Origin of the sequence: Paraburkholderia sp. GAS32 (genome assembly GCF_050434225.1) — a bacterium.
GTDB lineage: Bacteria > Pseudomonadota > Gammaproteobacteria > Burkholderiales > Burkholderiaceae > Paraburkholderia > Paraburkholderia madseniana.
Map to the genome: position 1 here is coordinate 1 of NZ_JBNPVS010000100.1, position 11877 is coordinate 11877.

Annotated in this window: 10 protein-coding genes; 6 read left to right on the forward strand and 4 right to left on the reverse strand. The window is 58.1% G+C overall.

The features are described from left to right. Window positions 1-450: 450 nt before the first annotated feature. Together P3T25_RS47835 and P3T25_RS47840 are read right to left on the reverse strand one after the other, a co-directional pair. Window positions 451-1311 (reverse strand): fumarylacetoacetate hydrolase family protein, encoded by an 861-nt coding sequence (locus tag P3T25_RS47835; RefSeq protein ID WP_429364692.1) that lies wholly within the window; start codon window positions 1309-1311, stop codon window positions 451-453. A 60-nt stretch (window positions 1312-1371) separates the two neighbouring features. Then, a complete protein-coding gene (locus tag P3T25_RS47840; protein ID WP_429364694.1) occupies window positions 1372-1947 on the reverse strand; it encodes an NADPH-dependent FMN reductase in 576 nt (191 codons plus the stop codon). Between the two features lie 317 nt (window positions 1948-2264). On the opposite strand from P3T25_RS47840, the gene P3T25_RS47845 reads away from it, so the two are divergent. The 3 genes from P3T25_RS47845 (at window position 2265) to P3T25_RS47855 (ending at window position 5766) form a co-directional block, all read left to right on the forward strand. Further along, window positions 2265-4004, forward strand: coding sequence for a CocE/NonD family hydrolase (locus P3T25_RS47845; protein ID WP_429364696.1), 1740 nt, complete (start codon window positions 2265-2267; stop codon window positions 4002-4004). Between the two features lie 12 nt (window positions 4005-4016). After that, window positions 4017-4484 carry a cupin domain-containing protein gene (locus P3T25_RS47850; RefSeq protein ID WP_429364698.1) on the forward strand — a complete coding sequence of 156 codons (468 nt, stop codon included), beginning with the start codon at window positions 4017-4019 and terminating at the stop codon, window positions 4482-4484. 118 nt (window positions 4485-4602) lie between these two features. Further along, a complete protein-coding gene (locus tag P3T25_RS47855; protein WP_429364700.1) occupies window positions 4603-5766 on the forward strand; it encodes an FAD-dependent monooxygenase in 1164 nt (387 codons plus the stop codon). A gap of 38 nt (window positions 5767-5804) precedes the next feature. Here the strand turns inward: P3T25_RS47855 and P3T25_RS47860 are convergent, their stop codons facing one another. Further along, window positions 5805-6521, reverse strand: a complete 717-nt coding sequence (locus P3T25_RS47860; protein WP_429364702.1) for a TetR/AcrR family transcriptional regulator — start codon at window positions 6519-6521, stop codon at window positions 5805-5807. Window positions 6522-6713: 192 nt separating this feature from the next. On the opposite strand from P3T25_RS47860, the gene P3T25_RS47865 reads away from it, so the two are divergent. From P3T25_RS47865 to P3T25_RS47875, 3 genes are all read left to right on the forward strand, one after another. After that, window positions 6714-7502 carry a glutathione S-transferase family protein gene (locus P3T25_RS47865; protein WP_429364704.1) on the forward strand — a complete coding sequence of 263 codons (789 nt, stop codon included), beginning with the start codon at window positions 6714-6716 and terminating at the stop codon, window positions 7500-7502. Between the two features lie 75 nt (window positions 7503-7577). Further along, window positions 7578-9005: an MFS transporter gene (locus P3T25_RS47870; RefSeq protein ID WP_429364706.1), complete on the forward strand. Its 1428-nt coding sequence runs from the start codon at window positions 7578-7580 to the stop codon at window positions 9003-9005. A gap of 78 nt (window positions 9006-9083) precedes the next feature. Continuing rightward, window positions 9084-10040, forward strand: coding sequence for a VOC family protein (locus P3T25_RS47875; protein ID WP_429364708.1), 957 nt, complete (start codon window positions 9084-9086; stop codon window positions 10038-10040). A gap of 71 nt (window positions 10041-10111) precedes the next feature. On the opposite strand, the gene P3T25_RS47880 is transcribed toward P3T25_RS47875, so the two are convergent. Next, window positions 10112-11260 (reverse strand): porin, encoded by a 1149-nt coding sequence (locus P3T25_RS47880; RefSeq protein ID WP_429364710.1) that lies wholly within the window; start codon window positions 11258-11260, stop codon window positions 10112-10114. Window positions 11261-11877: the final 617 nt, after the last annotated feature.

Sequence of the window (11877 nt, forward strand, 5' to 3'; positions counted from 1 at the left end):
GTTCAACGTTGCCAAGCCGCGCGACGTATTAGTTCCTGCATGATCTAGCCCTACGCGCCGGCTCATTGTGGTGTGCGTTAATTCGCGCTTACGTTCGAAGGGAATGGGCACGACAACCGTCTGGGTGGGCGATGTAGACCAATTGCGCCAAGGCTGCTTCCACTTTTACTTCCGAAACGCTTCTAATTTCGCTTCATTGCACGCCAGCTCTGCGTCGTAGGCTAGCCGTGGCGTCCCCGGCAGAATCACGGAGTTTCTTCCCGAACCTATAGTCGTCGGCCGGACTCGGTATGTTGGCAATCATCTCATTCCGCTTCGCCAAGAAATTGCGCCATGTTACTCCGATAGCGGTTCTGAAATTTGACGGCGCGAAATATTGCTGTGCGCGATCAGCCAGTTGCCTTACGAGACAATGGCGTTGCTTCGGCGGCAGCCTGCGCGGCGAACGGATTACCCGACTGCTTTCTCCACCTTGTTCCGCAAGGTACCGATTTTCTCGATCTGGACCTCGCAGATGTCGCCAGCTTTCATAAAAATCGGCGGCGTGCGGGAGAAGCCCACACCAGATGGTGTGCCAGTGGCAATGACATCGCCCGGTTTTAACGGTATGAGCGCTGACGCATAAGCGATGATTTGCGCGACACCAAAGATCAGGTGGCGAGTATTGCTGTCCTGAAGGGTCTTACCATTGAGCAAAAGCTTGATGTCAAGGCAACTCGGATCGGGGATCTCGTCTGCCGTGACAAGCCACGGACCGAGACCACCGGTTTGCCAGAAATTCTTGCCTGAGGTGACCTGGCTCGAATGATATTGCCAGTCGCGCACGCTGCCGTCGTTGAAGCAGGAATATCCGGCGACATGGCGCAATGCGTCGGCTTCGTCGATATAGCGCCCACCTTTTCCGATGACCACGGCCAGTTCTGCTTCGTAGTCGAATTCGTCCGATACCTTCGGTATCTGCAAAGGTTGATCATGCCCGACCAGCGATTCCGGAAAGCGGGGAAACAGCGATGGATGCTTCGGTTTCGGGCGTACGATGCCGGCATCCTGGACCTCCTTCAAATGGTCCGCATAGTTGACGCCGACACAATAGAAATGGGCAGGGTCCGGGATAAGTGGCAGGAAGGCCACGTCGCCGAGAGCGTGGTCGGGTTGCGCCCCCTCGAGTTCAGCTGCTGCGGCAAGCTTCCCGGCCTCGAGTAATTGGCGCAAGCTGTTCACACCGAGCTGCCTGCCGATGTCGACGACACCGTTATCAACGAGCGCCCCTAGACGGGCAGCGCCTTCGAACTCGTAAGACAGAAGTTTCATGTTATCTCCATTGCGTCGATTGAGACGACGACTCTGCCGGGTTATCCCGGTTGCCCTGATTCAGGCTTCCTGATCGGCGACTGTTGTTTTGCAGGCGATATCGCGGAGCAGATCGTTCAATCCTTCGGCAAGAAATCTTGCGGTCTCCTGATCGACAATCCGGCCGTCCCGTATTTTTTCATGCGCCATGCCGATGACAATCTGCGGACGCAATACGAGTAAGGCAGCGTTCGAGAGCAGCGTTTCGTTGAGTTGCGCCTGTGCTCTCACACCTCCCGTGAAGGCCGGCGATGCCGAGAGCGTCAGCACGGCTTTCCCCTTCAGCTTTGATTTTCCGTAGGGTCTGGACGCCCAGTCCAGCGCGTTCTTCAGAACACCGGACATGCCGTAGTTGTATTCCGGCGTGACGATCACCAGACCTGCCGCGCGTTCGATTGCCTGCCGCAGGGCAGCCACCGGCAGGGGAGGCGATTCGTTATCGAGATCCTGGTTGTACAAGGGCACAGCATCGAGCGGAAAAATTTCGAGTGTCGCGCGGCTCTCAGCGGCATCGACGATGTTTTTCAGGATCACCGTGCAGTGCGAGGCTTTACGCAAACTTCCCGAGATTCCAAGTAAAACGGGTCGATCAGACATTCCAAGTTCTCCAGTTCTGTTGTCAGCGGATCGTGCAGTCGCCAGTTTATTCCTAATATTGGGAATATTTCAACTGAAATCCAAGGACTTCCGTGGAAGCCGGATTTCTCTTCGCCGTCGAGGCAGTTGTTCCGTGAGGCAGGGCAGTCAGGGAAGGTGGTGAGTACCGTCTTGACATATTCCCATTATGGGGAATATATTGCACGAAAGCATGGGCGATCGGTGTCGTCCACAGTCTGGATGGGCTACGTGTTCCGGGCCGTTCAGAACAGCGACCGATGAAGGCATCGGTCCGGTGCAAAGAAGTGGAGATAAGGATGAGGATGACTGAAGAAACAGGATTGGAACGAAGCGAGCTGGATCTGAAAAATTCCTACGGCATGATCTTCGAACAGGACGTTCCCATTCCCGTAAGCGATGGGCTCATTCTGCGTGCGAACGTATTCCGTCCGGATGCTGAAGGCAATTTTCCCGTGATCATGGCGCAGGGCGTATACGGCAAGGATCTCCATTTCGAAGACGGCTTCAAGACGCAATGGGATCAGCTAATTGGCGTATATCCGGACCTCTGCAGCAACGGTTCCACAGGCAAATATCTTCGCTGGGAAACGGCCGATCCTGAACGGTGGGTTCCGGATGGTTTTGTGATCATCCAGATCGATTCGAGGGGAAGCGGGAAGTCGCCCGGCTACCTGGATCCTCGCTCGCCGCGCGAGATCGTGGACTACTACGACGCTATCGAATGGGCGGCCCGGCAACCCTGGTCGAACGGCAAGATCGGCTTGCTGGGTATTTCCTACTACGCCGTGACGCAGTGGCGCGTCGCGACGTTGAGGCCACCTCATCTGGCAGCGATCTGCCCTTGGGAGGGTTATACCGACTACTACCGCGACAGCACACATCACGGTGGCATCCTGAGCAGCGGGTTCGCTAATTACTGGTGGCCGAAGCAATGTCTCGCCGTGCAGCACGGCAACGGCGCCTCGCCGCATCGGGAACGGGAGACCGGCAAGCGTGTCACCGGTGAAGAAGCATTGAGTGAACAGGAACTCATTGCCAATCGTACTGACTACGTCGCCGATATTCTGCGGCACTCGCTGGATAGCGCCTGGTGGCGTGAACGAACGCCAGTGCTCGATCGTATCGAGGTGCCAGTGCTGTCGGCTGGCAACTGGGGCGGCCCCGGCATGCATCTACGCGGAAACATCGAGGGCTTTCTCGGGACGGGCTCGCAGCAGAAGTGGCTCTCCCTGCACGTCGGCAAGCACTGGGAGGCGTTCTATCTTCCCGAATACGTCGCAATGCAGAAACGCTTCTTCAACCATTTTCTGCGCGATGAGCGGAACGGCTGGCAGAACGAGCCTGAAGTGCGGATCGTTGTGCGCGATCCACGAGGCGACCGGATGCGCACAGCGTCGTCGTTCCCATTGCCGGAGACGCAACCCACACGCCACTACCTCGACGTCGCGTCGGGCATGCTCTCCGCCGATTGTCCCGCAGAGGAGTGCAACGCGATCTTCGACGCGATGGGAGACGGGGTGAGCTTTACGACAGCACCCTTTGCCGTCGATACCGAATTTACCGGCTTCATCACGGCTCATCTATGCGTGTCTTCATCGACGGAAGACATGGACCTGTTTGCGGTCTTGCGTATCGTCGATGCGGCTGGCAAGGAGACTGTCATCAACGGTGCACACGAAGCGTCTCCCGTGTCGCGCGGCTGGCTGCGCGTGTCGCATCGCAGGCTCGATCCACAGCGGAGCAATGCGCTACGTCCCTTCCATGCTCATGATCGGGTCGAGCCGTTGGTGCCGGGTGAGTTCTATGAAGTGGACGTCGAGATCTGGCCAACGTCGATGGTCTTTCCGAAGGGCTATCGATTGGTGTTGACCATTATGGGCAAGGATTTCGAGTTCCCCGACATTCCCGGCCGGATTCTGCACAAGCACGCATCCGACCGCGGCGGGGCTACCTTCCAGGGCAGCAGTCGCATTCTGACCGGCGGGACTCGCGCGTCCTATCTGACGCTTCCCCATATCCCCAGCACTAACGATTGAGAGGAGTAGGCGATGCAGATTCGCAGGGTAGTCACCGGACACAAGTCGAACGGCGAGGCCACGATCCTGATCGACGAACCGTCCAACGATGTTGTCAGCTTCCGTCCAGGCGCCACCGTCTGCAATATCTGGTCGGCGGCGTTGCCGGCCGATAACGACGACCCGAACGACGGAGCGAAACAGATCGTGGGCACTGCGATGAAAGGGCGCTCAGTCTTCCGTGTCATCGAATACGCGCCCGGGGTCGCGCCGCGCAATCATCGGACCGATTCGATCGACTACGCCATCGTGCTCGCCGGTGAGATCACGATGGAAATCGATCATGAGGCCGTGGTGCTGCGCGCTGGAGATGTGCTCGTGCAGCGCGGCACGATTCACAACTGGGTTAATCGCAGTGATGCGCCATGTGTCATCGCTTTTGTCCTGATCGATGCCGCGCCGGTGACGATCGCGGGCGACGCGATGACCGCGGTCGGATGACGCGAAGGCATCGGTCGTTGGTACTGACCACCTGCCGGTGATTCACAGCCGCACTGTCTGCCTGATTCTTAAATTTATGAATGAAGATCCTCAGCAGTTGAACAACTTGAAAGGAAATATGATGAAGCCGATTAGGCGGGTGCTGATTGTGGGTGGAGGCATCGGCGGTCTGTCATTGGCCGTCGCATTGGGGCGCCGGGGGATTCAGGCTGAAATCGTCGAGATCAAGTCTGAACACAACGTCTACGGTGTGGGCATCATCCAGCCCGGCAATGCGCTGCGTGCGTTGAACGGTCTTGGCCTGATGGAGCGTTGTCTCGCGGAAGGGCTTCAGATCGACTACTACGTGATGAACGACAGTGACGGCGAGTTCATTGCCAGGATGAAGCTGCTGCGGATCGCCAGTCCGGATATTCCGGCCGTCAACGGTTTGCCGCGCACAGCGCTCCACCGCATCCTGACGGAGACAGCTACTGCTCTTGGCGCGAGGATTCGCCTGGGGTTGAGCGTGCAGGCCCTTGAACAGGTCGGCGACGAGGTGGACGTGACACTGACCGATGGCTCGCACGAAAGATACGATCTAGTTGTCGGGGCGGACGGCATCCGCTCGCGGATCCGGACGTTGCTATTCGGCAGTCAGTTCGACCCTCAATACACGGGCCACGGTGTCTGGCGTTTTACGACCACCCGGCCTGCTGAGATCGACCATCAGATCATGTATTTCGGCGTGGGTGTTAAAGCGGGGATCATGCCGGTCTCCAAGGATCAGATGTATCTCCTGCTGGTCACCAACGAACCCGGCAATCCGCGGTTCGAAACCGATCAGCTTCCGCGCCTGCTGCGCGAACGCCTGCAATCATTTACTGCGCCTCTCGTCAGACAGATCCGCGAACAGATCGAAGATCCGGCACGCGTCATCTATGGCCCGATCGAGGAGGTCATCATTCCATCGCCCTGGTATCGAGGCAGTGTGTTGCTAATCGGCGATGCCGCGCATGCCTCCGGTCCGCACGTGTCGCAGGGAGCGACCATGGCGATCGAGGACGCCGTCGTGCTGGCGGAGTTGATCGCGGAGGGTGAGGGCGTGGAGAAAACACTCGCGAGATTCATGGAACGCCGCTATGAGCGATGCAAATTCGTGCAGGACATTTCGCACCAGATCGGACAGGACGGCAATCTCGACGACCCCGTCCTTTGCGAACTGCGCAATGAGCGAATGCGCGCTGCCTTCCAGGACCCGCAGCCGCGGCCGCACGAACGGCGCCTCGCGGAGCCGATCTAGAGCGTGTCGGAGAACGGTGAAGCGAGCACGCTCACCGGTCATCGCTTGCGCGGCGTTCGCGCGGCTGCCGATGACTTGTCCGTGCTTTTGTCACTCGCCGCTACGTTGATCGCGGCGGCGCCCATCACCAGATCGGTGACGAAGTCGCAAAATCGCTCCTTGAATGCAGGGGTGTCGACTTCGTTTCCGAACAGTGCTGTGAAGACAGGTTTCGCGCTGAACATGAATTCGCAAAGCGCGGCAATCGAAACGTGAATGAACCGCGCGTCCAATGGATAGGTTTGTCCGGTAGCGTGTTCCCCGCTCAGGAGCGTCTGCAATTCGCCGATGGAATGCCGGAACCTGTCGAGCGCGGCATCACGCTCGGGGCCGATCGTGTTGAAGAGATAGTCGACCACCAGACGATGGTAGTGCGGGTTGCTCCCGAAAAAGTCCAGAAAGATCGAGATGCGCAGACGCAGGCGATCTCTGACGGAACCGTCGCGGACGTTGGAGGCGATGAAGCGGTTGCGCAGTTCCTCTGTGATCTGGATGGCGACCACTTTGAGAAGATCCGGCATCTGGCCGAAGTAGTAGCGGATCAACTTCTTGTCGATGCCTGCCAGCAGCGCTACCTGCTGGAACGTGATCTCTCCCGGCGGTACGGTTTTTAGTGTCTCTTGCACCGCGGCCAGGATGGCTTCCTTGCCGACGGCCCCAGCAATGGAGGGGCGGCCTTGGGGGCGTCGGGTCTTTTCAGTTTTTCGAGCTGGCATATCCGGGCGGTTCTTTTCCTGGTGGTGAAGGGTGATCGTACTCGGAGGATTGGAGCATCGCAGCGGAATTATGCCCAATCCGCGATTGTAGTGAGGACGAGGTTGGCAGTACCCGCAGTCGAAGCATATTGACATTTCCCATAAATGGGAATTAAATCATTGACAGTGTTCAGCGGATAGGAGAGAAAGTCAATGCTTGAGCTTTATCACACGCTGAACTCCGTCTGCGCGCAGAAAGTCAGGATCGAACTGGCAGAAAAGGACCTGGACTGGGAAAGCCATCAGATGACCTTACGCGGCGACCAGTTCGACGAGGCCTATCTCAAGCTCAATCCGAACGGTGTGGTTCCGACGTTGATCCATGACGGACAGCCCGTCATCGAATCGTCGGTCATCCTCTACTACCTGGAGGACCGTTTTCCTGACGTGCGATTGATGCCGGAAGACCCGATGGATCGCGTTACCGTGCGGCTGTTCAACAAGTTCATTGACGAGTATGTGCATAACGCCTGCACGGTGCTGACTTTTGCTATCGCATTGCGGACACGCTTCCAGAAAATGGATCCGGTCAACCGCGAAAGCTATCTATCGGGTGCCCCGAATCAGAAGCGCTCCGACTACAAACGCGATGTGATAGCCCAAGGCCTGGACTCGAAATTCTGTGTCGGGGCAGTCGGGCATTTCATCAAGCTATTGCAGTGGATCGAACGTGCAACGCTCGATCATGACTATCTGGCCGGCGGCGAATTCTCGCTCGCGGATATCGCGGTCATACCCTACGTGATCCGTCTGGACATGTTGCGCCTCGCGCCGATGTGGCATTCCTATCCTCATGTGACGGCATGGTACGAGCGCACGCGAAAGCGCCCGGCGGTCGAGCGCGCAATTGTCAGCAGCATGACGGCGGCGGACCGGGCGCCGTTCGAAGAGATTTCCGTCGACCCCTGGCCAGACATCGGCCGCATGGTGGGACAAGCCTAGATTCATTCATCGTCGGAATCGACGTTCAATAATAGCTGCCCTCGTCGACGGGCAGACGCTATCAGGAGACTTGACGTGTTGACGGTAAAAGCCATTGTTCCCACTGAGGAGCATGCAACCCATTCGCCGGCAACAGCGGCCGATGCCAATCATGCGGCCGCCGCGGCAGAAATCACCGCACGTATCGAGCGGCTGCCGTTCTCCTCATGGCATGTGCGCCTGGTGACAGTGGTCGGTATCGCGCATCTGCTCGATGCGTTCGACTCGCTGGCCATTGCACTCGTGCTGCCTGTACTGATCGAACTCTGGCACTTTTCGCCGGGGCAGGTCGGGCTGGTTTTTTCCATCGGGTATCTCGGACAGATCGTCGGAGCGATCGGCTTGAGCTGGTTGTCGGAACGCTTCGGGCGTCTTCGTGTACTGCGTCTCGCGCTGGGCATCATGGCCGTTCTTAGCCTGGCGACAGCCTTCGCCGGCAGCTACATGACCTTCGTTATCCTGCGCCTGATCCAGGGACTGGGGCTCGGCGGCGAAGTGCCGGTTGCCGCCACCCTGGTCAACGAACTAACGCCGGCCCGTTTTCGTGGCCGCGTTATCAGTTCGTTACAGAGCATATTCGCGGCCGGTCTTTTTCTGACGTCATTCGCCGCAGTCTGGCTGATCCCGCAGTTTGGCTGGCAATCGATGTTCTACCTGGGTGCGCTGCCGGGCTTGCTGATATTTGTGATCGGCGGCGTGGTCCCGGAATCGCCGCGATGGCTCGCGTTGCGAGGCAGGATCGATGAGGCCACCGCAGCCACGGAGCGTATCGAGACGGCCATATCGAAGCAGGGCACGCGACCCCTTCCGCCGGTCGGTCCGCTCACACTTCATCCTATGCGGCGGCATGGCCGCTTTGCGGATCTGTTCCGCAACGGCTATGCGGTTCGTACCGTCTGCATCTGGGTCCTGATGTTCTGCATTTCCGCATGCGGCAATGCGCTGATCACCTGGCTGCCGACGATCTACAAGACCGTTTATCACGTCACCCTCACCAACACGTTCCTGCTAAGCAGTGTGCTGGGCATCGCGGGCCTGTCTGGTGCCATTACGAGCGTTCTCGTGATCGACAGCATCGGCCGTCGCCGCACTTTCATGCTGTCGTTGTTCGGCAGCGCCGTGCCGCTGATCGTGCTGGGGTTGGCCGGGCAGGTGCCGATGCTCGCGGTGGTGTCGTTGCTGACAGTGAGCAACTATCTGCTCGCGATCGGGCTCGGGAGTATCCATGCCTATGCCACCGAAATTTATCCGACCCGCATGCGGGCGCTAGGTGCAGGCGCGGCCATGGCCTGGCTGCGTATCGCTCAGGTGGTGAGTCCGCTTGTGATTGGGGCACTTCTTAGCCACATCGGCGTTGGTGCGGTGTTTCTCTTCCTTGCTGCGATGGGGTTGATCGGTGGCCTGACGGTTGCCGTTGCCGCGATCGAAACCAAGGGTCGCATTCTCGAAGAAATCTCCGTTTGAAGCTGTCTTTGTGACAGCGTGGCCGCTTCGGAGAATTGGAATAAGCGGCTTTTTTCGCGTTCTTGAATGGAGACACAAATGGCTATATTGGGTGTGCAAACAGTAGTGTTCGGCGTCGACGATATGACACGCTGCACACAGTTCTTCGATGATTTTGGCCTGGTGAGAGAAGATACCGATGCCGTAGAGTACAAACTACGCGAAGGTTCGAACGTGGTTCTGCGGCAAAGTACAGATTCCGCTCTGCCACCGGCTTTCGGTTCGGGCCCTGGCGTCCGGCAGGTTATCTGGGGAGTCGATAGCCAGGAAAGCCTCGACGCGATCGAGGCTGACCTGCGTCACGACCGAGCCGTCGAAAAAGACGCTCACGGGCGGATTTATTGTCTCGACGATGCGGGGTTGTCGGTCGGGTTTGGTCTCTTCGAGCGCCAACCGCTGATCTCGGACGAGGAGCTGGTCAACTCGCCCGGCCGCTCGCTACGCTGGAATCGCCACCGTAAATGGTTCAAGCGCGCGGCGCCTCAGCTCATCCATCATGTCGTTTTTGCCTGCCGGGATTACGAGAAGGCGGCCCGGTTCTATCGGGATCGACTTAAGTTTCGCGTAACGGATGTTTCGCGCGATCGCGGCATATTTCTTCGAGCCGACGGGCGGTCCGATCATCACAACCTGTTCTGGCTAAAAGACACGCGCGCCCGATTTGTCCATATCTCGTTCGGCGTAGAAAATCTGGATGAGCTTGTGGCGGGTGCGAATCATATGCAACGCACGGGCTGGACAAGCAACCTGGGGCTGGGGCGGCACCGGCTTTCTTCGACGATTTACGCTTACATCAATAATCCTGCAGGCGGTGAGGCCGAGTATTCGGCCGATACCGACTGTCTGGACGACCGCTGGCAACCGAGGATCTGGAACCCGCCGTTTGCAAATCAGCATTGGGTTGCGAATCTGCCGGAGTTTTTGATCAAGCATCCCGAGGAAGATGTGAGGCTGCTGGCCGAGATCGATCCTGAACTGGCCAGCATCCCGGAGTAGCCGGACGGAAGGTTTGCTTCAGAACGGCCAGCCTCAGAACAATCGAGCAGGCGGCCGTTCATCGGCGGCTGCTAGAACGAGTGTCGGATTCCAAGCATGCTGCCCACCTGACTCATCCCTTTGCCTGGCGTGGACGCTCCGCCGCCGCTTACGGAATAAGCGGCATTGGCGCTGTTCTGCAGAAAACCAAGTTGCGCATACACTGCCGTGCGTGGCGACAAAAGGTAGGTGGCGCGGGCCACTTCCATGCTTGCCCGCGTATCTTGCTGGCGATCGATAATCCGCTGCAGCAGCATGTCGAAAAACAGCGCCGGCGACATCTGATAGTCCGCTTCGAGCGCATATTGATTCGACGTGATGGTGGGTGTTGTCGTTGAAGCGGAGCTCACGTGACGATTCAGCCATACTGCCCCGAAGGTGAACTTGCCCACCTTCGCATACCCGTCCAGCACGAGACGCGAGTCCCGATTGCCGCTGCTGGTCAGAGCAACGGGTGTCAGGCCGTTGAACAGGCTGGCCGCGGCACCTGGACCACCATTCTGACGGTCGTAGCTCGCAGCGGCCCCCCAGTTTCTTGTGTCGTATTTCAGCAGGAGCGACCATTCCCGGCATGCCGCGGCATTGCCGGGAATACTACCTGCGCACGTCCCCTCTCCGGGCGTATTGAATCCGTTTGCCGGCGACGCATCCCGACCAAACGAGTAGCTTGCGCCGACCGTCAGGCCTCCAACGTGCTTCTGATAAACGACCGTATTGTCGCTGCGGGGATTCGCAATCCATGCGTCGAGTGAAGCCAGTCCATAGATGTTGGTGCCAACGAGATCAGCGGGTTGCAGCGACCAGAACAACATTGAATACTGTCGGCCGAAGGTCAACGCACCGAGCGGACCGTCAATCCCGACAAAGGCTTGTCTGCCGAACAACCGGCCACCCTGATTGAGGCTGCCCGTGCCGGTTGCAAAACCGCTTTCGAGTGTGAACACCGCGTTGTAGCCGTCGCCGAGCGGCTCCGAGCCTTTCAGACCCCACCGTGAGGGTAGCTCGCCCGTGGTGCCTGGCATCCGCACGAGGGAACCGCCCGTCGGGTTCGCGTGATTCACGTACTCAATGCCCGTATCGATGATTCCATATAGCGTGACACTCTGGGCGCGGGCCGCGCTACACCACGTTGAAGCGAGCGCAGCTACGATAACGCCTGAGATCGCTGTGATCCGATTCATGCCTGTCTCCAATGTACATTTTAATAGTACTAATTGATGTGAAGCGGTCTAAAAAGCATTTCACCCGAACGTCTGTCGACCTCCAGACTTTTCGGGTCACCTTGGTGCGCGGTGGGTCACCGGCGCTTTCTCTATCGGGAAACTTCGCTGAAGATACGATCACAGTTCTCAAGACCGAAGCGCGCCAAACAGCGATGCTGAATCCGATCGCATGCGAAAAGCCGTGCTTCGCATCACGAGTGGGATTGCATGGATGGAATTTATATTCCTACAATGGGGAATTGTCAATTGACTGGTTGGGAAGGATTTCCCTTAGTCGCTGCACGAAGCGGCTCGGCCTGTTTGCCGGGATGGCGAGTTGGCCGTGGAGGTGTTTGGGCCAACAACGCGCCGGCCCGAACTGACGCTCGCAGCGGACCGGTCCTCATTAAACGGCAACATGAGCCGTCGATAGATACTTCTTGACAGCTATGCGAAGACCGCGCCATCGACTTCCAGTTCGGCGCCACTAATATAGCCTGCGGCAGTGCGACGTGCGAAGTCACGTGGAGGATTGTTTCATCTGGGTTGCCCAGAAGAGAAACCGATTGTTCCGTCAATCGTAACCTATCGGTGCA